Annotated in this window: 19 protein-coding genes and 1 other RNA gene; 11 read left to right on the top strand and 9 right to left on the bottom strand. The window is 65.9% G+C overall.

Translation table 11 applies throughout. The annotated features are described in order from the left end of the window. Positions 1 to 19: 19 nt before the first annotated feature. From IAG39_RS23115 to fabG, 3 genes are read right to left on the bottom strand one after another with little or no spacing between them, the layout of a single operon-like run. Positions 20 to 2,149 (bottom strand): acetate--CoA ligase family protein, encoded by a 2,130-nt coding sequence (locus tag IAG39_RS23115; RefSeq protein WP_118933419.1) that lies wholly within the window; start codon positions 2,147 to 2,149, stop codon positions 20 to 22. Continuing rightward, on the bottom strand, positions 2,146 to 2,634 hold the full coding sequence (locus IAG39_RS23110) for a MaoC/PaaZ C-terminal domain-containing protein (RefSeq protein WP_059374549.1): 489 nt from the start codon (positions 2,632 to 2,634) through the stop codon (positions 2,146 to 2,148). The genes IAG39_RS23115 and IAG39_RS23110 overlap by 4 nt, the downstream gene beginning before the upstream one ends. Before the next feature lie 31 nt (positions 2,635 to 2,665). Continuing rightward, positions 2,666 to 3,418: a 3-oxoacyl-ACP reductase FabG gene (fabG, locus tag IAG39_RS23105; protein WP_059375319.1), complete on the bottom strand. Its 753-nt coding sequence runs from the start codon at positions 3,416 to 3,418 to the stop codon at positions 2,666 to 2,668. Between the two features lie 228 nt (positions 3,419 to 3,646). Between fabG and IAG39_RS23100 the strand changes: the two genes are divergently transcribed. The 7 genes from IAG39_RS23100 to IAG39_RS23070 all read left to right on the top strand — a co-directional run bounded on the left by IAG39_RS23100 (position 3,647) and on the right by IAG39_RS23070 (position 10,917). Then, positions 3,647 to 4,612 (top strand): tripartite tricarboxylate transporter substrate binding protein, encoded by a 966-nt coding sequence (locus IAG39_RS23100; RefSeq protein WP_059374547.1) that lies wholly within the window; start codon positions 3,647 to 3,649, stop codon positions 4,610 to 4,612. 82 nt (positions 4,613 to 4,694) lie between these two features. Continuing rightward, positions 4,695 to 5,678, top strand: coding sequence for a Bug family tripartite tricarboxylate transporter substrate binding protein (locus IAG39_RS23095; protein WP_118933418.1), 984 nt, complete (start codon positions 4,695 to 4,697; stop codon positions 5,676 to 5,678). Between the two features lie 51 nt (positions 5,679 to 5,729). Beyond that, a complete protein-coding gene (locus IAG39_RS23090) occupies positions 5,730 to 6,590 on the top strand; it encodes a MaoC/PaaZ C-terminal domain-containing protein (RefSeq protein ID WP_118933417.1) in 861 nt (286 codons plus the stop codon). Between the two features lie 19 nt (positions 6,591 to 6,609). Beyond that, entirely contained in the window at positions 6,610 to 8,139 is a 1,530-nt protein-coding gene (locus IAG39_RS23085; protein ID WP_118933416.1) for an AMP-binding protein, read from the top strand. Positions 8,140 to 8,169: 30 nt separating this feature from the next. After that, a complete protein-coding gene (locus IAG39_RS23080; RefSeq protein ID WP_118933415.1) occupies positions 8,170 to 9,309 on the top strand; it encodes an acyl-CoA dehydrogenase family protein in 1,140 nt (379 codons plus the stop codon). A 37-nt stretch (positions 9,310 to 9,346) separates the two neighbouring features. Beyond that, positions 9,347 to 10,504, top strand: a complete 1,158-nt coding sequence (locus IAG39_RS23075; RefSeq protein WP_054450871.1) for an acetyl-CoA acetyltransferase — start codon at positions 9,347 to 9,349, stop codon at positions 10,502 to 10,504. Positions 10,505 to 10,506: 2 nt separating this feature from the next. Further along, positions 10,507 to 10,917, top strand: coding sequence for a Zn-ribbon domain-containing OB-fold protein (locus IAG39_RS23070; protein WP_118933414.1), 411 nt, complete (start codon positions 10,507 to 10,509; stop codon positions 10,915 to 10,917). Positions 10,918 to 10,953: 36 nt separating this feature from the next. Here IAG39_RS23070 and IAG39_RS23065 read toward each other — a convergent pair whose 3' ends face one another. Further along, entirely contained in the window at positions 10,954 to 11,889 is a 936-nt protein-coding gene (locus tag IAG39_RS23065) for an alpha/beta hydrolase (RefSeq protein ID WP_059374531.1), read from the bottom strand. A 120-nt stretch (positions 11,890 to 12,009) separates the two neighbouring features. Here IAG39_RS23065 and IAG39_RS23060 point away from each other — a divergent pair, with 120 nt between their 5' ends. Then, complete coding sequence (locus IAG39_RS23060; protein WP_223283432.1) at positions 12,010 to 12,966, top strand: LysR family transcriptional regulator; 957 nt, start codon at positions 12,010 to 12,012, stop codon at positions 12,964 to 12,966. Positions 12,967 to 13,039: 73 nt separating this feature from the next. Here IAG39_RS23060 and ssrA read toward each other — a convergent pair. The 5 genes from ssrA to ompA form a co-directional block, all read right to left on the bottom strand. Further along, positions 13,040 to 13,428: a transfer-messenger RNA gene (gene ssrA / locus IAG39_RS23055) on the bottom strand. Positions 13,429 to 13,519: 91 nt separating this feature from the next. Further along, a complete protein-coding gene (locus IAG39_RS23050; RefSeq protein WP_118933413.1) occupies positions 13,520 to 14,698 on the bottom strand; it encodes an MFS transporter in 1,179 nt (392 codons plus the stop codon). Positions 14,699 to 15,043: 345 nt separating this feature from the next. Next, positions 15,044 to 15,718, bottom strand: a complete 675-nt coding sequence (locus IAG39_RS23045) for an HAD-IA family hydrolase (RefSeq protein ID WP_059374526.1) — start codon at positions 15,716 to 15,718, stop codon at positions 15,044 to 15,046. Then, positions 15,715 to 16,443, bottom strand: a complete 729-nt coding sequence (gene ubiG, locus IAG39_RS23040; protein WP_118933412.1) for a bifunctional 2-polyprenyl-6-hydroxyphenol methylase/3-demethylubiquinol 3-O-methyltransferase UbiG — start codon at positions 16,441 to 16,443, stop codon at positions 15,715 to 15,717. The genes IAG39_RS23045 and ubiG overlap by 4 nt, the downstream gene beginning before the upstream one ends. Positions 16,444 to 16,603: 160 nt before the next feature. Beyond that, complete coding sequence (gene ompA / locus IAG39_RS23035) at positions 16,604 to 17,185, bottom strand: outer membrane protein OmpA (protein WP_013392385.1); 582 nt, start codon at positions 17,183 to 17,185, stop codon at positions 16,604 to 16,606. A 414-nt stretch (positions 17,186 to 17,599) separates the two neighbouring features. Between ompA and gyrA the strand changes: the two genes are divergently transcribed. From gyrA to pheA, 3 genes are read left to right on the top strand one after another with little or no spacing between them, the layout of a single operon-like run. Next, positions 17,600 to 20,269, top strand: a complete 2,670-nt coding sequence (gyrA, locus tag IAG39_RS23030) for a DNA gyrase subunit A (protein ID WP_054450882.1) — start codon at positions 17,600 to 17,602, stop codon at positions 20,267 to 20,269. Then, complete coding sequence (serC, locus tag IAG39_RS23025; protein WP_165867895.1) at positions 20,269 to 21,399, top strand: 3-phosphoserine/phosphohydroxythreonine transaminase; 1,131 nt, start codon at positions 20,269 to 20,271, stop codon at positions 21,397 to 21,399. Before gyrA ends, serC begins: the two co-directional genes overlap by 1 nt. Then, the gene (gene pheA / locus IAG39_RS23020) at positions 21,392 to 22,477 is read left to right on the top strand and encodes a prephenate dehydratase (RefSeq protein WP_059374519.1); all 1,086 of its coding nucleotides are present in this window, start codon (positions 21,392 to 21,394) and stop codon (positions 22,475 to 22,477) included. Before serC ends, pheA begins: the two co-directional genes overlap by 8 nt. The last annotated feature ends 1 nt before the right edge of the window (position 22,478 follow it).

Raw genomic sequence — 22,478 nt, 5'->3', positions numbered from 1 at the left:
GAGGGCGTTGCGGCGGCGGTCATGATGGGCGTTGCTCCAGGCCGGCGTCCGCGCCGGGGCGCAGGCCGATCAGCGCGTCCAGCGGCATCGCGCCCTGTCCTGCGGCGCCGACCCAGACCGGGTTGAGCTCCAGTTCCTGCAAAGCGTCGCGGCGGCTCCAGGCAAAGTCCGATACCCGCAGGATCAGGTCCTCCAGCGCGGCAAGGTCGGCGGGCGCCTGGCCGCGCACGCCGTCCAGCACGTCGGCATGGCGGATCTCGCGCAGCAAGGCGCGAGCATCGTCGCGCGACAGCGGCACCATGCGGTGCGCCACGTCGCGGATGGTCTCGACGAAGATGCCGCCCAGGCCGAAGGTCAGCACCAGGCCGAAGGCCGCATCGCTGTGCACGCCGACCAGCACCTCGCGGCCGCCCGGCGGCAGCATGCGTTCCACCAGGATGCCGTCGATGACGGCATCGGGATGATGGCGCGCGACGGATTCGCGGATGGCGGCATAAGCTTCGCGCGCAGCACCGGCGCTGGCGATGCCCAGCTTGACGCCGCCCGCTTCGGTCTTGTGCGCGATCTGGGCGCTGACCACCTTCATCACCACGGGAAAGCCCAGGCGCTCGGCTTCGCGGGCCGCCTGGTCGGCGCTGGCGGTCACCACCCCTTCAGGTATCGGCAGGCCGGCCGCGCGCAGCATCGCCTTGGCCGCGGCTTCGCTGAGCATGCAGGCCTGGCTGGTAGCGGTGTCCACGTGCGCGGGGGGCGCAACCGCCCTGCGGTCGGGCCGTTTCCAAGGGATGGCCTTGGACAGCGCCGCGATCGCATCCGACAGCGACAGGAACGGCAGCAAACCGGCGGTTTCCAGCAGCTGGAAGCCGCCGCCCAGGCGTCGGCTCATCCAGACCGGCACGATCAGGGTTTCGGTCTCGGCCGCCACCGTGGCGATGGCCTGCGCCATGCCGTCGGTGATGGAACCGTAATCCATGGGGATGGGGAACAGCACCGTGCCCACCGCCGGGTCGGCGCATATGGCGCGCAGGCAGGCCGCCGAGGCCTCGGGGTTGCGCAGGATGTCGGCGGTGGTGTCGACGGGGTTGTCGATGCTGGCGAAGTCCGGCAGCAGCTTGCGCAAGGCGGCCTTGGTCTCGGGCGCGAAGGACGCCATCGGCAGGCCGGCGGCGCCGGCGATATCGGCGGCCAGCGCGGCGGTCCCGCCCGAAAACGTATAGATGCACAGGCCATTGCCGCTCTTGGGCGTGATGCGCGTAAGCAGGCGCGAGACCGCCAGCAACTGGTCCAGGTCGTCCACTTCGATCGCGCCGAATTGGCGGAACACCGCGCTGTTGACGGCGGCCGTGCCGGCTACCGACGCCGTATGCGACTGCGCGGCGCGCACGCCGGCTTCGGAGCGGCCGACCTTCAGCACCACCACCGGCTTGTTGCGGGCGCGCGCCAGCTCCAGCGCGGCGGTCAAGCGCCTGCCATCCTTCACGCCTTCCATCAGCAAGGCGATCACGCTGGTTTTCGGATCGTTCGCCATGTGGGCAATGAAGTCAGGAATCTCCAGGTCGACCTCGTTGCCGGCGGAAAACCACAGGCCCACGCCCTGGCCGTAGGACAGGCCTTGCAGCAGGTTGCGGCCGAGTCCGCCGCCCTGGGTTGCCAGGCCGATGGAGCCGGTATTCAGATCGTCCTTGAAGGCGGGCGAAAAGGTCATTCCCAGCCGGTCGCGGACATTGACGAAGCCCGGACAGTTCGGCCCGTAGACATGCAGGCCGGTGGCTTCGCACAGCTCGGCGATCTCGCGTTCGAGCCGCTGGCCTTCCTCGCCCGCCTCGGAAAAGCCGGAGGTCATGACCACCGCGAAAGGAATCCCGCGCGCCGCGCATTGCCGCAAGGCATCCAGCACCAGCGAGGCGTTGATCATGATCAGGGCCACGTCGATCTCGGCCTGTGGCAAGGCGCTGATGGAAGGCCAGCAAGGCCGACCGCCTATCTCCTGGTAAGCGGGATTGACTGCGTATATCTCGCCTGGCACCGAGGAATGCAGCGCCAGATTGTCGTAAAGGCGGCGTCCCTGGCTGGATTCACGGGCGGACGCGCCGACCACGGCGATGTTGCGCGGATTGACGAAGCGGCTGAGGTCTGCGAACGGCTTCATGCCTGACCCTCCATGGAACGCAGCACCATCGCGAAGTCGGCCTGGACCGCTACCTCGCCGCGCTGATTGATGGCTTCGCGCCGGAACACCACCTTGTCCTTGCCGGGCCGGTACTGCTTCGTCTTTTCCGTCACCGTTACCCGCACCACGATGGTGTCGCCGATGAAGGTGGGTTTGGGAAAGCGGCAGTTGATGTCGATCAGCGCCAGCACGTAGGGTTCCAGCTGGCGGTAGCCGCTGGACTGGGTGGTCAGCCCGGACAGCACGGACAGCACCAGCAGGCCGTGGGCGATGCGCTGGCCGAAGGGCGTGGCGCTGGCGTATTCGTGGTCGACGTGCAGGCGGTTGAAATCGCCCGACAGGCAGGCGAAGTTGACGATGTCGCTTTCGGTAATGGTGCGGCCGGCGGATTCGAAATGGTGGCCGACCTCCAGCGGCGGCTGGATGGGTAGCGGGGGCTGGCTGACTGGGCTTGCGCTTTGCATGGCTGATCGGATTCCGGATGGGAGGGGCGTTTTACGACGCGTAGCGGCCGCCGGTCACGTGCAGCAGTTCGCCCGTGATGAAGGAGGACCGCTCGGAAGCCAGGAAGGCCACCGCGTTGGCGATGTCCTCGACCGCGCCCAGGCGCGGCACCGGCTGGCGCGCCAGCGCATTGGCGCGCAGGGTTTCGTAGGTGGACAGGCCGCGCACCAGCGGCGTTTCGATCAGCCCCGGGGCGATGGCGTTGGCGGTGATGTTGAACTTGCCCTGTTCCAGCGCCAGCGCGCGGGTGAAGCCGATCAGGCCGGCCTTGGCGGCCGAGTAGTTGGTCTGGCCGGGATTGCCCCAGTGCGCGCGCGAGGCGATGTTGATGACGCGGCCCCACTTCCTTTCCATCATCGAGGGCAGGGCGGCCTTGGTGCAGTAGTAGGCGCCCTTCAGGATGGTGTCGACCACCGAATCCCAGTCCTCCACCGGCATCTTGAGCAGGTACTTGTCGCGCGTGAAGCCGGCGTTGTTGACCAGGATGTCGATGCCGCCGAACTTGTGCGCGGCCAGTTCGGCCATGGTCTGGACCTGTTCCGCATCGCAGACGTCGAGCACGGCGCCGATAGCCTCGTGACCGGCCTGCTTCAGGCTGCCGACCGCATGTTCCACCGATTCGGGGTTGATGTCGGTAATGACGATGCGGGCGCCTTCCTGCGCCAGGGCCAATGCCGACGCATAGCCGATGCCGCGGCCGGAACCCGTGATGACAGCGACTTTACCGGTGAGTTGCAGGTCCATCTCCATTCCCCTTCTGTAGCTGATGGCGCCCGGCGCCCTGGACCCGAAATCCAACATCCCGGGATAGGCGCCTGGCAGGTTTGAATTTATTCCGAGGTTCCGAACAAATATACACATCACCGGAATTATTGACAATTAATATCGGCACGTCGTTATACTGTTCGGCATGTCGGAAATAAGTAGGCCCGGCATTCCCATATCTCTAAAAAAACGGAAGGAGATCGACTCATGGCAATGTTGAAGGGATTGTTGGCCGCGGTACTGAGCCTGGCTGCCGCAGGCGCAGCCAGCGGGGCCGACGCTTATCCGGACAAGCCGGTGCGGGTGTACGTGGGCTTCGCGCCCGGCGGCGCCACCGACCTGCTTGCCCGCCTGTACGCCAAAAAGCTTGGCGAACGTTTCAACCAGACTTTCATCGTGGAAAACCGCCCGGGCGCCGGCGGCAACATCGCGATCCAGGCGCTGACGCAGGCGCCGGCCGACGGCTACACGATCGCGATGGCGGCCAACTATGTGGCGGCCAACGCCGCCATGAAGCGCAATCCCTACGACTGGGAGCGCGACCTGATGCCCATAGGCATGGTGGCGTCCACGCCGAACATTCTGGTGGTGCCGCCCGGCTCCAGCATCCAGAGCGTCGACGACCTGGTGCGCAAGGCCAAGGCCGGCGGCAACAAGCTGACCTTCGCCTCGGCCGGCATGGGCTCGTCCATCCACCTGGCGGGCGAGCTGTTCAAGGTCATGGCCGGCGTCGACATGACCCACGTGCCCTACAAGGGGGTGTCGCCGGCGGAGGTGGACTTGATGTCGGGCACGGTGGACATGATGTTCGGCAGCGTCTCCACCGCCATCCCGCTGGTGCAGTCCAAGAAGCTGAAGGCGCTGGCCGTGACCGGACGCGAGCGCATGAAGGCGATGCCCGACCTGCCCACCATCGAGGAGGCCGGCCTCAAGGGCTACGACGTGGAAGCGGTGTACTTCATGGCGGCGCCCGCCAAGGTGCCGGCGCCAGTCCTGAAGAAGCTGGCCGATGCCGTGGCCGACATCAACAAGCAGCCCGATGTGCAGGAGTTCATGGACCGGATCTACGCCCGGCCCCTGACCGGCGGCCCCGAAGAGGCCCGGGCCTTCCTGAAGAGCGAAGTGAAGAAGTGGCAGGGCGTGGTCGACGCCACCGGCATGAAGGTGGATTGACGCGCGGCAACGGGTCCGTACGCCGGATTCGAGACAGCGGGCGCCACAAGCCCGCGGACAAAAAACCAATCAGGAGACATACATGAACACACGCAGGCGATACACGCTGGCAGTGCTGGCCGGCCTGATGACCGCAATAACCTTGCCGCAGATGTCGCACGCGGCCGATGACTATCCGAACAAACCCCTGCGCCTGATCGCGCCCAGTTCGCCCGGCGGAATCCTGGACATCACCAGCCGGGTGATAGGCAAGAAGCTGTCAGAGCGGCTCGGTCAGCCGGTGGTGGTGGAGAACATGGCAGGCGCGGCCGGCATCCTGGGCATGCAAGGCCTGCTGCGCGCCGAGCCCGACGGCTACACGATGGTCATGGGCAGCAGCGGCCCGAACGCGGTCAATTACACGCTGTACAGCAAGCTGCCGTACGCAATGTCCGACTTCGCCCCGGTGATCCGCATCATCACCATGCCGAACGCGCTGGTGGTCAACGCCAACGCGCCGGTCAAGACGCTGGCGGAGTTTCGCGACTATGCCCGCAAGAAGCAGGGCAACCTGTCCATGGCGGTTTCCATGATCGGCACGTCCGGACACCTGGGCGGAGAGCTGCTGAAGAACCGCCTGGACTTCACCGCGGTCACCGTGCCCTACAAGGGCGCCGCGCCCGCGACCAACGACCTGGTCGCGGGCCAGGTCGACTTCACGGTCGAGAACGTGATCACCGTCGCGCCGCTGGTCAAGGCGGGCAGGCTGCGGGCGCTGGCGGTTACCACCCGCGAGCGCAGCCAGATCCTGCCCGACGTGCCGACGCTGGCCGAGCAAGGCTATCCCGATGTGGACGTCGGCGCCTGGCTGGGCGTACTGGTCGCGGCGCGCACGCCGCCGGCGGTGGTCGCGCGGCTGAACACGGAGCTCAACGCGGTCCTGGCCGATGAAGAGGTGAAGAAGCAGCTGGCGCAGCAGGGCGGCATTCCGCTGGGCGGCACGCCGGCCGAGTTCGACAGCTTCATCCGGTCGGAAAAAGACCGTTGGGAAAAAATCATCAAGGCCGCCGGCATCAAGGCGGAATGACCAGCATGCCGGCGGCCTGGCGCTGCCGGCATGCGTCGGGAGGCATGATCCATGGCAATCGATTATCAAAACCTGCGCAACTGGAAGTTCGAGGACCGCGTCGACCGCTACAGCGCGCGCGACTGCATGATTTACGCGCTGGGCCTGGGCTACGGCAGCGACCCTGCCGATGAAGCCGAGCTGCGCTACGTGCACGAGGACGGGACGGCCGTGGTGCCGACTTTCCTGGCCACCATCGGCGCGCCCAACGGCTGGGCCGCCGATCCGGCCACCGGCATAGACTGGGTCAAGATCCTGCACGGCGAGCATCGCATGACCTTCCACGCGCCGCTGGCCGCGGCCGGCGCGGTGCGCAGCCAGACCCGCGTCACGCGGGTGGTGGACAAGGGCGCCAGTAAGGGTGCGCTGGTGGTGACCGTGCGCGACATTTCGGACGCCGACAGCGGCGCGCCGCTGGCCACGGTGGAGCATGTGTCGTTCTGCCGCGCCGATGGCGGCTTCGGCCAGGGCGACGAACCGCCCGAGGCCTTGCCGGCCACGCCGCAACGCGAGCCCGATCAGGTCGTGCTGCTGGCCACGCTGCCGCAGCAGGCATTGCTCTATCGCCTGAACGGCGATCTCAATCCGGTGCACGCGCTGCCGCACATGGCGCGCACGGCGGGCTTCGACCGGCCCATCCTGCATGGCCTGTGCACCTATGGCATGGCGGCGCGCGCGCTGCTGCAGGCCTGCGCGCCCGGGGGGGCGCAACGCCTGGGCGCCATCGCCGCGCGTTTTTCCGCGCCGTTCTTTCCAGGCGAGACGCTGCGCGTGGAGATCTGGCGCGACGGCGACCGCCTGCAATTCCGCGCGCTGGCGCACGAGCGCGGCACGGTGGTGCTGAGCCACGGCGCCGCCAGCCTGGCGCATTGAGAGAAACCAGAGGTGAACCATGTCTGTACTTGAAGCCCATGCCCGGGAGATGCCCGATGGCATCGCCTACCGCATGATTCCGTCCGGCACCACGGTGACCTGGCGCGAGTTGGAACTGCGCAGCCGCAAATGCGCGGCGGCCTTGCTGGACGCCGGCCTGCAACCCGGCGACGTGATCGCGGTGTTCCTGGAGAACCATCCGCGCTTCTTCGAACTGTTGTGGGCCGCGCACCGCGTCGGCCTGTACTACACCACCATCAGCCGCCACCTCAAGCGCGAGGAAGCGCGCTACATCATCGAGAACTGCGACGCGCGGGTGTTGTTCTACTCCGGCCACACCCAGGCCGAAACGGATGCGGATGCGCTGGACGCGCGCGGCGTGCTGCGCGTGAGCATGGACGGCGCGGACGCCAGCGCGATCCAGTACGAAGACTGGACCGGCCGCTACGCCGACGACGTGGCCCTGCCCGAAACCCCGGAAGGCACGGACTTCCTGTATTCGTCGGGGACCACCGGACTGCCCAAGGGCATCAAGCGCCCGCTGTCCGTGGCCAACCGCTATTTCCGCGTTGGCGACGCGCCCAGCAGCGCCTGGAAGGCCTTCGACCGCGACACCGTCTATCTGTCCACCGCGCCGTTCTACCACGCGGCCCCGGTGCGCTGGAACATGGCGGCGCTGCGGGCGGGCGGCAGCTGCGTCATGATGGAAAAATTCGACGCGGCCGCGGCGCTGGAGGCCATCGCCACCTATGGCGTTACCCATTCGCAATGGGTGCCGACCATGTTCATCCGCCTGCTGCGCCTGCCGCCAGAGGAGCGCGCGCGACACGACCTGTCCACGCTGCGCTACGCGGTGCACGCGGCCGCGCCGTGCCCGGCCGACGTCAAGGAGGCGATGATCGCGTGGTGGGGGCCGATCCTGTACGAGTACTACAGCGGCACCGAACTGGTGGGACGCACCTCGCTGGGCTCCGACGAGTGGCTGGCGCACCGCGGCTCGGTCGGCCGGCCGGAGTTCGGCCAGGCCCACATCATGAGCGAGGACGGGCTGAACGAACTGCCCGCGGGCCAGCCTGGCGTCATCTATTTTTCCGGCGGCGGCTCCTTCGAATATCACAAGGATCCGGACAAGACGCGCGGCGCCTACAACGCGCGCGGCTGGGCCACCTACGGCGATATCGGCTATCTGGACCAGGACGGCTATCTGTACCTGACAGACCGCCTGTCCAACATGATCGTGTCGGGCGGCGTCAACATCTATCCCCAGGAAGCGGAGAACCTGCTGAGCACGCATCCCGCGGTGGCCGACGTGGCGGTGGTCGGCGTGCCGAACACGGAGTTCGGCGAGGAGGTCAAGGCTGTCGTGCAATTGCGCGATCCGGCCACGGCCAGCCCCGACCTGGCGCGGCAGTTGATCGACTACTGCCGCGACCGGATCTCCCCCATCAAGTGCCCGAAGAGCGTGGACTTCTCCAGCGACATGCCGCGCACCGAGACCGGCAAGCTGCTCAAGCGCCTGGTCAAGCAACGCTACTGGCCGCAAGCCTAGGCGGCCCGCCATGACAGACCAGGAGACCGCATGAACCCGCAGCGCAAGCTTTTCTCGGCGGAGCACGAACTGTTCCGCGACACGGTGGCGCGCTTCATTGCGCAAGAGATCACGCCCCATCACTACCAATGGGAACAGGAAGGCCTGGTGCCGCGCGAGCTGTGGCGCAAGGCCGGCGCGGCCGGCATCCTGCTGCCCAGCACGCCCGAGGAATACGGCGGCGGCGGCGGCGACTTCCTGCACACCATCATCGTGGTGGAAGAGATCGCCCGCGCGCTGGCCACCGGCGTCACCGGCTTCACCACCCATTCCGACATCGTCGCGCCCTACCTGCTTAACTTCGGCAGCGAACGCCAGAAGCAGCGCGACCTGCCCGGCATGGCCCAGGGCGACATCGTGGCGTCCATCGCCATGACCGAGCCGGGCGCGGGCAGCGACGTCAAGGCGATACGCACCGCGGCGGCCAAGGCGCCGGGCGGCTATGTCATCAACGGCCAGAAGACCTTCATCACCAACGGCTTCCATGCCGACCGCGTGCTGGTGGTGGCCAAGACCGATCCCGCCGCCGGCGCCCGCGGCATCAGCCTGTTCTGGGTCGATACCGCGACGCCCGGCTTCACCCGCGGACGCCTTTTGGACAAGGTCGGGCAGAAGGCGCAGGACACGGCCGAACTCTTTTTCCAGGACATGTTCGTGCCGGACGCGGACATGCTGGGCGAGCCGGGGCAGGGCTTCGGCTATCTGATGAAGGAACTGGTGCGCGAGCGCCTGATGATCGCGGTGCGCTGCGCCATGGCGCTGGAGAGCGCGCTGCAATGGACCGTCGACTACACCAAGAACAGGCGCGCTTTCGACAAGGCGTTGATCGACAACCAGCACATCCGCTTCAAGCTGGCCGACATCAAGACCCTGGCCGCCGCCACCCGCGCCTTCGTCGACGGCTGCGTGCAGCAATACCTGGATGGCGAGCTCGATGCCGGCGGCGCGGCCATGGCCAAGCTGTGGGCTTCTGAAGCTACCAGCGCCATCGACGACCTGCTGCAGTTCCACGGCGGCTACGGCTACATGCGCGAGTACCCCATCGCCCGCGCCTACACCGACGTGCGGCCCAACCGGATTTACGGCGGCGCTTCGGAGGTCATGCGCGAGCTGATCGCGCGGACGCTTTGAACCTTCTTCTTCGACTTCGACAGGAACAGATCCCTACATGAGCAAGCATCTCTCGAAATCGGTCGCCATCGTCGGCGCCGCGGAATCCGACCTGGGGAAAGTGCCCGGGATGACCTCGCTGGACCTGCAGGCGCAGGCAGCGGCCCGCGCGTTGCGCGATGCCGGGTTGACGCTCAAGGACGTCGACGGCGTGTTCGCGCACGTGGACGACAAGTTCGCCGGCCTGCACCTTGCGGAATACCTGGGCATACGGCCGCGCTACGTCGATTCGACCAGCGTGGGCGGCATGTCCAGCGTCATGCACATCCGCCACGCCATGGCCGCCATCGAGGCCGGCATGTGCGAGGTGGCGCTGGTGGCCTACGGCAGCACCCAGCTGTCGGACGGCACACGCAAAGTGGGCGGCACGCCCGAAGACATGCGCATGCCGCGCGGGCAGTTCATCACGCCGTATGGGCAGCTGAGCCCCATCGGCTACTACGCGATGGTGGCGCAGCTGCACATGCAGCGCTACGGCACCACGCACAAGGACCTGGCCGAAGTGGCGGTGGCGGCGCGCAAATGGGCGCAGCTCAATCCCAAGGCCTACCGCCGCGAGGACACCTCGATCGAGGAAGTCATGGCGTCCAAGATGATTGCCGATCCTCTGCGCCAGCGCGACTGCTGCCTGGTGACCGACGCTGGCGGCGCGGTCATCATCACGTCCGCGGCACGCGCCCGCGAACTCAAGCGGCCGCCGGTCTACGTGATGGGCATCGCCGAATCCTTCTCGCACCACTACACGCCTTTCAACACCGCGGACTGGCTGGACACCAATGTGGCGCAGACGGCGGACGCTGCGCTGGCCATGGCCGGCGTCACGCGCGCCGACATCGATGTGGTGCAGATCTACGACCACTTCACCATCGGCGTGATCCAGTCGCTGGAGGAACTGGGCTTCTGCAAGCGCGGGGAGGGCGGGGCCTTCGTGGCGGACGGGCGCCTGGCTCCCGGAGGCGACTTCCCCATCAATACCTCGGGCGGCGGCCTGTCCTATAACCATCCCGGCCAGTTCGGCATGCTGCTGCTGCTCGAGGCCGTGCACCAATTGCGCAAGGAATGCGGTGAGCGTCAGCTGCCCCGCGCCGAGCTGGCCTTGGTGCATGCGCCCGGCCTGGTTTTTTCCTGCAATACCACCCTGATACTCGGAGTCTGACCATGGATCTCGCCCAACGCCCGCTGCCGCAACCGACCCGGATCACCCAGCCCTACTGGGATGCGGCGAAGGAAAACCGCCTGGTCATCCAGCAGTGCGGCTGCTGCAAGACGCGCCAGTTCTATCCGCGCGAATTCTGCACGGCCTGCCTGTCCGACAGCATCGAATGGATAGCCTCCGCAGGCCAGGGCACCGTCTACACCTACACCGTCAACCGGCGTCCGAGCAACGCGGCCCTGAGCGAAAAAGTGCCTTATGTCGTCGCCATGATCGACCTGGACGAAGGCGTGCGCATGATGGCAAACATCATCGACAGCCCGCCCGAGGCGGTCCGGATAGGAAGCCGGGTGCGGGTGTGCTTCGAACAGGTATCGGACGAGATCACCTTGCCGCAGTTCAGGCTGGAGGCTTGAGCACAGCGCCGGCCAGTGGCCGGCGTTGCTGCGTGGCTACAGGTGCTGCTTGAAGAAAGGAACCAGCTCGGCCATGGCCAGCGCCACGGGTTCGGGCTTGTCATAGAGGTCGTAGTGCGACCAGCCTTCGACCAACACCATGCGCTTGTCCCTGGAGCCGGCGCGGCCGTAGATTTCCCAGCCGTCGCGGTAGGCGCCGAAGCCGCCCGGCTTGCTGCCCATCACCACCATCAGCGGCTGGGTCAGCAGCACTTCCGCGTTCAGGAAGGCATCCCAGCCCATCGCGGCGCTATTGAAGGAGTACAAACCGCTGGTCGCGCCATTAGGCTGCCGGCCGCGCGGCGTCTTGTAGTACTCGGTGGCTTCCAGCAGGTCGATGTCGGTGATGCCGGCCTGCTTGCCCGCTTCCACCGAGTCCGGCAGGTAATTGATGATGTGGGGCGCGGCGCCCTTGGCCTCCGCCGTGCGCTGCTTGGCCATGGCCTCGATCGCGGCCACCGGATCGAAATTGGCGAAACCCTCCCGGATCAGGCGCCCGAAATTCACGCCTGTGATCGAGGCCAGCGCCTTGATGCGGTGGTCGGTGATGGCGGCGTGGATGGTATAGGCGCCGCCGCCGCAGATGCCGATCGCGCCGATGCGGTTCTCGTCCACGTAGGGCAGCGACTGCAGATAGTCGATGGCGTAGCGGATGTCGGACACGCGGATGGCCGGATCCTCCATATAGCGGGGCTCGCCGCCGCTGGCGCCCTGGAAGCTCGCGTCGAAGGCCAGGACGATGAAGCCCTCCTTGGCCAGCCCGGCGCCGTACACATTGCCGCTGGTCTGTTCCTTGCAGCTGCCGATGGGGTGGGTGCTGACGATGGCCGGATACTTTTTCTTCTCGTCGAAACCCGGCGGCAGGTAGAGGTCGGCGGCCGTGTCCCAGCCCAGGTTCCGGTAGCTGACGTGCTTGATGGTGGTCGAGGTCATGATGGTTTCCTTGTCGGGCGGTGTGTGCCAGAGGATGGGGTGATCAGTGATGCAATGGAGTCATCTTAGGAGCGCCATTGATTAAGATAAATACGCATTGAAGGACATGAGAGTTAAGCTATGCTTACCAATATGCCCATGTCGCCTTCGCTACTCCCCGCGCTCGCCTGGTTCGCGCACATCGCCCGCCATCGCAGCTTCACCAAGGCCGCGTCGGAAATGGAAGTGTCGCGCGCGGCCCTGTCGCAGCAGTTGAAGGCGCTGGAACAGCAGCTGAACGTGCGGCTGCTGCATCGCACGACCCGCGATATGTCGCTGACCGAAGAAGGGCAACGGCTGTTCGATGCGCTTGCGCCCGCGCTCGCGTCCATCGAGCGCGCAGTCGGCGAACTGGGCGAGGCCTGCGCCGAGCCCGCCGGCCTGATCCGCATCAACACCTCGCGGCCGGCCGCGAGGTTGTTGCTGGAGCCGGGCATGACCCGCTTCCTGGCGGCCTACCCGAAGTTGCGGCTGGAACTGGTCATGAACGACGGCTTCGCCAACATCGTGGCCGAAGGGCTGGATGTCGGCATCCGGCTGGGCGAAAGCCTGGACGAACACATGGTCGCTGTGCCGGTGACCCCCATGCTGGAAATGGCCATCGTCGGCGCGCCGGCCTACTTCGAGCGCCACGGCATCCCCGAAACGCCCGCCGACCTGATGCGGCACAACTGCCTGTCCTACCGCTACACCACCAGCGGCACGATAGACCGCTGGACGTTCAACTCCCCCGATGCCGAGGGCCGCACGATCGTGCTGGAGCCGCAGGGCAACGCCGTCTTCAACGACGACGACAGCATGCTGCGCGCGGCGGTGCAGGGGGTAGGGCTGGTCCAGCACATCGACCTGTGCGTGCGCCAGCAACTGGCCGAGGGCACGCTGGTGCGCGTCCTGCGGCCGTGGTGCAAGCCATTTCCGGGATTCTTTCTTTATGTGCCGTCGCGGGCGCAAATGCCGGCCAAGATACGGGCGCTGATGGATTTTCTGGTGGAACAGCGGCGGTGGTTGGAGCAGGAGAAGCGCGACATCCTGGGGTAGCCGGCGCGCGGTTGGCGCAGGCAAATAAAAAAGGCCGGTCTGACTTTGAATCAGACCGGCCTTCTGCGGTATTTGGTGGAGCCGGGGGGAATTGAACCCCCGTCCGCAAGCCCTCCGCAACCAGTTCTACATGCGTAGTCGATTTATTTGGTTTTAACCCTGGACTTAGCCAACCGACAGGCCGGACCAGAGCGATTCACGTAATTTAAATTTGAACCGTGTGACCCCAGTTCAAACCGATTCCTTGTGAATGTCGCTGCTGCGGTTCGAGGGTTGCCCCCCTAGGAAGTTGCCTTCCCCCGCCTGACCCAAGGACAGATCAGTGCAGCGGCTCACCGCTTAAGCGGCGAGAGCGAAACGCTCGTCGTTGGCGTTTGTAGTGTTCCAGTGGTTTAACGAGCGTACTGGTGCTCGGCATGCCCTGAGTTGTTTCGCGACCCACGTCGAATCCGGATCGGCCCCAAGAACATCTATTGTACTGGGAAACGCCATAGCCTGCTGCATCGTCTGCGCCGCCATGCCCGGGCGTGGCGCAGACGATACAGGCGGGGCGTCAGGCGGCGTTGGCGCAGGCCGCCTTGGGCTCCCGGCGCGGGCGCGAGGCCGCCATCAGCGCGATGGCCAGGATCACGGAGACGCCGACGATGACGGCCGCGGCCCAGCCCAGCGAGGCCAGCCCGTAGTTGTCGATGACGTACCCGCCGACCACGGCGCCCAGGCCGATGCCGGTATTGGCGCCCGAGATATTCAGGGACGCGGCAAAGGCCGGCGCTTCCGGCGCGGACTTCATCAGCCGCACGTGGCAGACGATGAAGAGCGCGGCTTGCGCAATGCCCCAGACGCCCAGCGCCACGGCCAGCAGGCCATGCGATTGCATCACGGGGGCGATCACGGCCAGCCCGGCCGCCATCAGCGCCGAAAAGAGCGCGGTCGCGCCCAGCGGGCTGCGGTCGACCATGCGGCCGCCCAGGGTGTTGCCGATCAAACCGACGGCGCCGAACGCCATCATGGTCCAGCCCACGATCTGGCCGTTGAAGCCGGCCAATCGCTCCAGCATGTCCGCCAGGTAGGTGTAGGCCGTGAACATGCCAGTGAAAACAAGCAGCGACAGCAGCACATGTCCCACCACGATCGGATTGCGCAGGATGCGCAGTTGCGTGATGAGCTTGACGCTATCGGCGCGGATGCGGGTGCTGGGGAAGGCGAACAGCAAGAGCAGGGCCTTGGCGAACGCCACCGCCGACAGCACGCCAAAGGCGGCGCGCCAGCCGAAGGCGTCGGAAATCAGCACGCCGATGGGGATGCCGAACACCGTGGCCGCGACGATGCCGAAGGCGACCATGGAGATGGCGCGGCCGGCGCGCGCCGGGCCGACCAGCTCCACGGCCGTGGCGCTGGCCAGCGACCAGAATACGGGCAGAGCCAGGGCAGGGACGAGGCGAGCCACGGCCATGACCCAGATGTTCGGCGCGACGGCCGCCAGGGCGTTGGACAGGCCGAACAGCACCAGCACGCCGATGAACAGCCGCTTGCGCTCGATATTGGCCATGAGCGCCGTGAGCAGCGGACCGGTCGCCGCCACCGTGAAGGCGAACAGCGATACCAGCAGGCCGGCCTGGGACACGGTGACGTCCAGGTCGCGGGCCAGGCCGGGCAGCAGCCCGATGATCAGGAACTCTGTCGTCAGGATGGTGAAGCCGGCGGCGGAAAGTAACAGGATGGGCAATAGCATAGGCATTCCTCTGGCGCGGCGCGGGATGGCGGCGCGCGGGCGGCGTTGTGGGCGGTCTAAAAAAAGGTCAGGGGTGCGCCGGCCGGAGCGCCGGGCAGAGCATCGGGGCCGAAAGGCGCCGGTGCGGGGATCAGTGGCGGCGGATGGTACTGGCCGCAACTGCCGGCATCAGCCGGAAAAGGCAATCGGGAAGCACCCGCATGCCTTGCATGAGTCACACTTTAAGTGACTATGGTTTCAGGATAAAGACCCTGGTGTCGGAAATATTGTTCGGGTAACTCAACTAATTCCTGCGAACAACCAAAAGGCCGGAACCGGGCCGCATGGCGGCCCGGCCGTGCAGACTTAGCGCAGATCGCTGGGCAGCAGCGGATGGATGGCGGACCAGAGTTCCGCGGGGGTATTGGCGCAGGTTTCCGCTTCCCAGGCCGTGATGTTGTCGTCCTCGCCGACGTAGCCGTAAGCGGCCGCCACCGCGGGCATGCCTGCCGCGTGCGCGGCCTGGATGTCGCGCAGGTCGTCGCCGACATAGACGCAGCGGTCTACGGCGAAGCCGGCTTCGCGCGCGGCGTGCTGCAGCGGCAGCGGGTGCGGCTTGGCGTGCGCCGTGGTGTCGCCGCAGACCAGGACCGCGCTGTCGCGCGTCAGGTCCAGGTATTCGACGATGGGCAGCGTCAGATAGGTGACCTTGTTGGTCACGATGCCCCAGGACAGTCCGCGGCTGCGGATGTCCGCCAGCAGCGCTTCGATGCCGGGAAACAGCTTGCTGTGGACGGTCGAGCCGGCGGCGTAGTCTTCCAGGAACTGAAGGCGGGTGGGCTCGTAGTCGGCGTCGCCCGGTTTCAGGTCCAGCGCCACGCGCAGCAGGCCGCGCGCGCCCTGGGATGCGACCGGACGCAAGGCCTCGTAGGGCATCGGTTCCAGGCCCTTGCGGGTGCGCTGGCGGTTGGCCGCGGCGGCCAGGTCGGGGGCGGTGTCGGCCAGCGTGCCGTCGAAGTCGAACAGGATCAGGGCGCTCATTTGCGGGTAGCCATCAGGTAGTTGACCGAGGTGTCGGACGACAGGGTGTAGATCTGGGTGATCGGGTTGTATTCCATGCCGCGCATGCTGACCGGTTCCAGGTTGGCGCCGCGCGCGGCCGCCGACAGCTCGCTGGGCTTGATGAACTGGTCATAGCTGTGCGTGCCGCGCGGCAGCAGGCGCAGGACATATTCGGCGCCCACGATGGCGAACAGGAAGGACTTGGGATTACGGTTCAGCGTCGAAAAGAACACCCAGCCGCCCGGTTTGACCAGGGTCGAGCAGGCGCGCACGACGGACGCCGGGTCCGGCACGTGTTCCAGCATTTCCATGCAGGTCACCACGTCGTACTGACCGGGTTGTTCCGCTGCGAGTTCCTCTACGGGAACCTTGCGGTACTCCACCTTCACGCCGGATTCCAGGCCATGCAGGCGAGCCACCTTCAGGGACTTGTCGGCCAGGTCGATGCCGGTGACCTCGGCGCCGCTGCGCGCCATGGCTTCGGACAGGATGCCGCCGCCGCAGCCCACGTCCAGCACCTTCTTGCCCGCCAGGCTGCCTGCGCATTCCTGGATCCATTCCAGCCGCAGCGGGTTGATGGCGTGCAGAGGCTTGAACTCGCTTTCGGGATCCCACCAGCGGCTGGCCAGGGCGCCGAACTTGTCGATTTCGGCCTGGTCGGCGTTGATGGCGGGGCGGGCGGTGTCGTGAGTTTGCGTAGTCATGGGCAGGTTCAGCGTAAGGCGACTCTATGACTCTATATATAGAGGGGTCCGTCGCGCCGGGCGAGGGAGGGGCGGCGCAGCCCTGCACCGCTTTGGTGCGTGGCTGGCGAAAAAAAGGGCCTCGCTATGCGAGGCCCCCTTATTGTAGCTAGTCCAGCAATTACTTGCGGCTACCCACGATTTCGATCTCAACGCGACGGTTTTGGGCGCGGCCTTCCTTCGTCTTGTTGGAAGCGATCGGGTTCAGCTCACCCTTGCCTTCCGTGTAGATACGGTTCGGGTCGATACCCTTGCTGACCAGGTAGGTCTTGACCGAAGCGGCGCGGCGCTCGGACAGCTTCTGGTTGTAGGCTTCCGTACCGATCGAGTCGGTGTGGCCCACAGCAATGATGGTTTCGAGGTCGATACCGCGAGCTTGCTGGGCGACTTGGTCCAGCAGCTGACGGCCTTCGGGCTTCAGCGTCGACTTGTCGAAGTCGAAGAACGTGTCAGCATTGAACACGACCTTGGCCGCCATCGGGGCCGGCTTCGCCTTCTGTTGTGCAACCGGAACGCCGTCGCAACCGGGGATGCCGGTGGCCGGGGTCCAGAATGCATCGCGCCAGCACAGTTCGTTCGTGCCGTTCTTCCAAACGTCACCGAACGGGTTGCGCCAGTTGTCCACGGTTTGCGCGGAAGCTACACCAGAGGCCGTGACGGCGGCGAAGGCGAGCGCCAGAGCGAATTTGGAGGGTTTGTTCATGTTTCTCCTCGTTGAGCTTGAAGCTGGATAAGTGACTCGCAGCGAACCCCCGCCGCATATCAGGAAAACGGGGCCAGTATAGCAACGCCAAGAGCTGGTTCAAAGGAATAGCTACTGGGTTTCCTGCGTGCTGGAAACAATCTTAAGGCATTTGGGGGGCTTTGGCTTCCCTGGAGAGGCGCATTGGCGCTGGATATGACGTTTTCGGCGCTCCTTCGGTTTTCCATGTTGGTTTTTGACAACAGGGTCGCGGGACGCGGGCGGACGCGCGGTCGGTCGCCGCCCCATATCTTCCGCTCCGGCCGGTCGAGGCGCTACTTGGGGAGCGCCTTCTGACCTCTACGGGAATCGGATGATAGAATTTCCTGTTTACCCGGCCCGGGTTCCTCCTTACACGATTCTGTCGTTATATATATGGATTCCTTTGCCAAGGAGACGCTTCCGGTATCGCTGGAAGAAGAGATGCGCCGCAGTTACCTCGATTACGCGATGAGCGTGATCGTCGGGCGGGCGCTACCGGATGTGCGGGACGGCCTCAAGCCTGTCCACCGGCGCGTGCTCTACGCGATGCACGAACTGAACAACGACTGGAACCGCGCCTATAAGAAGTCGGCGCGTATCGTCGGGGACGTCATCGGTAAATACCACCCCCACGGCGACCAGTCCGTCTACGACACCATCGTCCGCATGGCGCAGGATTTTTCCATGCGCTACATGCTGGTCGACGGCCAGGGCAACTTCGGCTCGATCGACGGCGATAACGCCGCGGCGATGCGTTACACCGAAATCCGCCTGGCCAAGATCGCCCACGAATTGCTGGCCGATATCGACCAGGAAACGGTGGACTTTGGCCCCAATTACGACGGCAGCGAACAAGAACCGCTGCTGTTGCCGTCGCGCCTGCCCAACCTGCTGGTCAACGGCAGCTCGGGCATCGCGGTGGGCATGGCCACCAACATTCCGCCCCACAACCTCCAGGAAGTGGTCGACGGCTGCCTGTACTGCCTGCGCAATCCCGGCTGCTCGGTCGATGAGCTCATGGAGCTCATCCCGGCCCCCGATTTCCCCACCGGCGGCATCATCTACGGCATGTCCGGCGTGCGCGAAGGCTATCGCACCGGTCGCGGCCGCGTCATCATGCGCGCCAAGACCCACTTCGAAGACATGGAGAAGGGCAACCGCCAGGCCATCGTGGTCGACGCGATCCCCTACCAGGTCAACAAGAAGACGCTGCAGGAACGCATCGCCGAGCTCGTCAACGACAAGAAGATCGAAGGCATCTCGGACATCCGCGACGAGTCGGACAAGGACGGGATGCGCCTGGTCATCGAGCTCAAGCGCGGCGAGGTTCCCGAGGTTGTCCTGAACAACCTCTATAAGAACACGCAACTGCAAGACACCTTCGGGATGAACCTGGTGGCGCTGGTCGACGGCCAGCCCCGCCTGCTCAACCTGAAGCAGATGATCGACTACTTCCTGCAGCATCGCCGCGAAGTGGTCACGCGCCGCACGGTGTTCCAACTGCGCAAGGCCCGCGAACGCGGCCACGTGCTGGAAGGCCTGGCCGTCGCGCTCGCCAACATCGACGATTTCATCGCCATCATCAAGGCGGCGCCGACCCCCCCGGTCGCGCGCCAGGAACTGATGGCGAAGTCGTGGGATTCGTCGCTGGTGCGCGAAATGCTGTCGCGCGCCGACGGCGATACGCCGGGAGGCCGCGCGGCCTTCCGTCCGGACGACCTGGGCGCCGAGTTCGGCCTCCAGGGCGACGGCCTGTACCGCCTGAGCGACACGCAGGCCCAGGAAATCCTGAACATGCGCCTGCAACGCCTGACCGGGCTGGAGCAGGACAAGATCGTCGGCGAATACAAGGACATCATGTCCACCATCGCCGACCTGCTGGATATCCTGGCGCGCCCCGAGCGCATCACCACGATCATTGGCGAAGAGCTGCAGGCCATCAAGGCGGAGTTCTCGACCGGCGCGAAGGATACGCGCCGCTCGGAAATCGAACTCAACGCCACCGAGCTCGACACCGAAGACCTGATCACCCCGACCGACATGGTCGTGACCCTGTCGCACGGCGGCTACATCAAGAGCCAGCCGCTGTCCGAGTACCGCTCGCAAAAGCGTGGCGGACGCGGCAAGCAGGCCACGGCCATGAAGGAAAACGACTGGATCGACCAGTTGTTCATCGCCAACACGCACGACTTCCTGCTGTGCTTCTCCAACCGCGGCCGCGTGTACTGGCTGAAGGTCTGGGAAGTGCCGCAAGGCACGCGCAATTCGCGCGGCAAGCCCATCGTCAACATGTTCCCGTTGGCCGAAGGCGAGAAGATCACCGTGGTGTTGCCGGTCAAGGAATTCAGCGAAGACCACTACGTCTTCATGGCGACCTCGCGCGGTACGGTCAAGAAGACCCCGCTGTCCGACTTCTCCAACCCGCGCAAGGCCGGCATCATCGCCGTGGACCTGGACGACGGCGACTACCTGATTGGCGCCGACCTGACCGACGGCCAGCATGACGTCATGCTGTTCTCGGACGCCGGCAAGGCCGTGCGCTTCGACGAGAACGACGTGCGTCCGATGGGCCGCAACGCCCGTGGCGTGCGCGGCATGATGCTGGAAGACACCCAGACCGTCATCGCGCTGCTCGTGGCTGGCGACGAAACGCAAAGCGTGCTGACCGCCACCGAAAACGGTTACGGCAAGCGCACGCCGATCACCGAGTACACGCGCCACGGCCGCGGCACCAAGGGCATGATCGCCATCCAGACCAGCTCGCGCAACGGCAAGGTCGTGGGCGCCGTGCTGGTCATGCCTTCGGACGAGATCATGCTGATCACGACCGGCGGCGTGCTGGTGCGCACCCGCGTCTCTGAAATCCGCGAAATGGGCCGCGCCACGCAAGGCGTCACGCTCATCAACGTCGACGACGGCAGTTCCCTGTCCGGCGTGCGTCGCGTCGTGGAAAGCGATGCGGACGATGACGGCGACCTGGGCGAAGACGGCCAGGACGCGGATGGCGGCGACGACAACGGCGCTGCGGACTCGACGGATTCGACGGAACCTACGGAGCAATAATGGCCCGCCCCTGGAACTTCTCGGCAGGCCCCTCGGCCTTGCCCGAGGTGGTGCTGCAGCAAGCCGCTGCGGAAATGCTGGACTGGCACGGCAGCGGCATGTCCGTGATGGAAATGAGCCATCGCGGCAAGCATTTCGTGCAGATCTGCGATGAAGCCGAGTCCGATCTGCGTGACCTGCTTGGACTGCCGGCGGATTACGCCGTCATGTTCATGCAGGGCGGCGGTTCCGGGGAAAACGCCATCGTCCCCATGAATCTCATGGGACGCCGCGGTACGCCGGCGGCCGACTTCGTCGTGACGGGCCATTGGTCCAAGCGTTCGTACAAGGAAGCCGGCCGCTACGGCAGCACCCATGTGGCGGCAAGCAGCGAGCAGGCCATCCAGCTGGATGGCCGCGAGCAGGCGCCGCTGACCTGGGTGCCGCCGGTCGATACCTGGCAAGTGCGCCAGGATTCGGCCTATCTGCACCTGTGCAGCAATGAAACCATCGGCGGCGTCGAGTTCATGGACTGGCCCGACACCGCCGCGCTGGGCGCCCCCGACGTGCCGCTGGTCGTCGACGCGTCCTCGCATTTCCTGTCGCGTCCGATGGACGTGACGCGCTGCGGCATGATGTACGCTGGCGCGCAGAAGAACGCCGGCCCGGCGGGCGTGACCATGGTCATCGCGCGCCGCGACCTGATCGGCCACGCCTTGCCGATCTGCCCGTCCGCGTTCGACTACGCCAACGTGGCAGCCGAACACTCGCGCTACAACACCCCGCCCACCTTCGCCATCTACGTCGCCGGCCTGGTGTTCAAGTGGGTCAAGGCCAATGGCGGCGTGGCCGGCATGGAAGCCGCGAACAAGGCCAAGGCCGATCTGCTGTACGGCTATCTGGACAGCACCAGCTTCTACCGCAACCCCATTCACGCACCCGTGCGTTCGCGCATGAACGTGCCGTTCGTGCTGCGCGACGAATCGCTCAACGACGCCTTCCTGCAAGGCGCGGACGCGGCCGGCCTGACGCAGCTCAAGGGCCACAAGAGCGTGGGCGGCATGCGCGCCTCGATCTACAACGCGGTGCCCCTGGCCGGGGTCGCGGCGCTGGTCGAGTACCTCAAGGAATTCGAGCGTCGCTATGGATGACGATCTGCAGCGCAAGCTGCTCCCCCTGCGTCAGCGCATCGACGCGTTGGACGCCCAGATCCTCGACCTCCTGACGCAGCGCGCAAGCGCCGCGCTGGAAGTGGGCGAGGCCAAGCACGCCGCGAATGCCGATGGCCCCGTGTTGCGCCCCGAGCGCGAAGCCGAGGTCATCCGCCGTCTGCAACAGACCAATCCCGGCCCGTTCCCGAACACCGGCGTGGCCGCGGTCTGGACCGAAATCATCTCGGCCTGCCGCGGCCTGGAGCGCGGCATGACGGTCGCCTTCCTGGGGCCGCAGGGCTCGTTCTCGGAGCAGGCCGCGCAGGAGCATTTCGGCCACGCCGTGCAGAAGCTGCCGTGCGCTTCGTTCGATGAAGTGTTCCGCGCCGTCGAGGCGGGGCAGGCCGACGTCGGCATGGTCCCGGTCGAGAACTCCACCGAAGGCGCGGTCAACCGCAGCCTGGATCTGCTGCTGAACACACCGCTGAAGATCCTGGGCGAGCGTTCGCTGGTGATACGCCACTGCCTGATGTCGCAGTCCGGCAGCATGGACGGCATCAAGACGATTTCCGCGCACCCGCAGGCGCTGGCCCAGTGCCAGGGCTGGCTCACGCGCAACTATCCCGACGTGGCCCGCGTGGCCGCGTCCAGCAATTCCGAGGCCGCGCGCGCGGCAGCCGGCGACCCGAGCATCGCGGCGATCGCCGGCGAAGTGGCGGCGCCCGCCTGGAACCTGCAGATCGTGGCCGCAGGCATTCAGGACGACCCGCACAACCGCACGCGCTTCCTGGCGATCGGCAACATCGAACCGCTGGTCAGCGGCAAGGACAAGACCAGCCTGATCCTGGCCGTGCCGAACCGCGCTGGCGCCGTCTACGAAATGCTGGCGCCGCTGGCGGCCAACGGCGTGTCCATGACGCGCTTCGAGTCGCGGCCGGCCCGTACCGGCCAGTGGGAATACTATTTTTATGTGGACGTCCTGGGTCACCGCAATGATCCGAACGTTGAACGCGCCCTGGCCGCCTTGCAGGCGCAGGTTGCCTACCTGAAAGTGCTGGGTTCCTACCCGGCGCCGTGAG

The organism is Achromobacter xylosoxidans (assembly GCF_014490035.1).
Taxonomy (GTDB): domain Bacteria; phylum Pseudomonadota; class Gammaproteobacteria; order Burkholderiales; family Burkholderiaceae_B; genus Achromobacter; species Achromobacter bronchisepticus_A.
This window is presented reverse-complemented; position numbering and strand designations above follow the sequence as displayed.

What these genes read in the sequence shown, in the direction of transcription:
- IAG39_RS23115 (WP_118933419.1), bottom strand. Translation starts at nt 2,149, where the DNA reads ATGAAGCCGTTCGCAGACCTCAGCCGCTTCGTCAATCCGCGCAACATC.
- IAG39_RS23110 (WP_059374549.1), bottom strand. Translation starts at nt 2,634, where the DNA reads ATGCAAAGCGCAAGCCCAGTCAGCCAGCCCCCGCTACCCATCCAGCCG.
- fabG (WP_059375319.1), bottom strand. Translation starts at nt 3,418, where the DNA reads ATGGACCTGCAACTCACCGGTAAAGTCGCTGTCATCACGGGTTCCGGC.
- IAG39_RS23100 (WP_059374547.1), top strand. Translation starts at nt 3,647, where the DNA reads ATGGCAATGTTGAAGGGATTGTTGGCCGCGGTACTGAGCCTGGCTGCC.
- IAG39_RS23095 (WP_118933418.1), top strand. Translation starts at nt 4,695, where the DNA reads ATGAACACACGCAGGCGATACACGCTGGCAGTGCTGGCCGGCCTGATG.
- IAG39_RS23090 (WP_118933417.1), top strand. Translation starts at nt 5,730, where the DNA reads ATGGCAATCGATTATCAAAACCTGCGCAACTGGAAGTTCGAGGACCGC.
- IAG39_RS23085 (WP_118933416.1), top strand. Translation starts at nt 6,610, where the DNA reads ATGTCTGTACTTGAAGCCCATGCCCGGGAGATGCCCGATGGCATCGCC.
- IAG39_RS23080 (WP_118933415.1), top strand. Translation starts at nt 8,170, where the DNA reads ATGAACCCGCAGCGCAAGCTTTTCTCGGCGGAGCACGAACTGTTCCGC.
- IAG39_RS23075 (WP_054450871.1), top strand. Translation starts at nt 9,347, where the DNA reads ATGAGCAAGCATCTCTCGAAATCGGTCGCCATCGTCGGCGCCGCGGAA.
- IAG39_RS23070 (WP_118933414.1), top strand. Translation starts at nt 10,507, where the DNA reads ATGGATCTCGCCCAACGCCCGCTGCCGCAACCGACCCGGATCACCCAG.
- IAG39_RS23065 (WP_059374531.1), bottom strand. Translation starts at nt 11,889, where the DNA reads ATGACCTCGACCACCATCAAGCACGTCAGCTACCGGAACCTGGGCTGG.
- IAG39_RS23060 (WP_223283432.1), top strand. Translation starts at nt 12,010, where the DNA reads ATGCTTACCAATATGCCCATGTCGCCTTCGCTACTCCCCGCGCTCGCC.
- IAG39_RS23050 (WP_118933413.1), bottom strand. Translation starts at nt 14,698, where the DNA reads ATGCTATTGCCCATCCTGTTACTTTCCGCCGCCGGCTTCACCATCCTG.
- IAG39_RS23045 (WP_059374526.1), bottom strand. Translation starts at nt 15,718, where the DNA reads ATGAGCGCCCTGATCCTGTTCGACTTCGACGGCACGCTGGCCGACACC.
- ubiG (WP_118933412.1), bottom strand. Translation starts at nt 16,443, where the DNA reads ATGACTACGCAAACTCACGACACCGCCCGCCCCGCCATCAACGCCGAC.
- ompA (WP_013392385.1), bottom strand. Translation starts at nt 17,185, where the DNA reads ATGAACAAACCCTCCAAATTCGCTCTGGCGCTCGCCTTCGCCGCCGTC.
- gyrA (WP_054450882.1), top strand. Translation starts at nt 17,600, where the DNA reads ATGGATTCCTTTGCCAAGGAGACGCTTCCGGTATCGCTGGAAGAAGAG.
- serC (WP_165867895.1), top strand. Translation starts at nt 20,269, where the DNA reads ATGGCCCGCCCCTGGAACTTCTCGGCAGGCCCCTCGGCCTTGCCCGAG.
- pheA (WP_059374519.1), top strand. Translation starts at nt 21,392, where the DNA reads ATGGATGACGATCTGCAGCGCAAGCTGCTCCCCCTGCGTCAGCGCATC.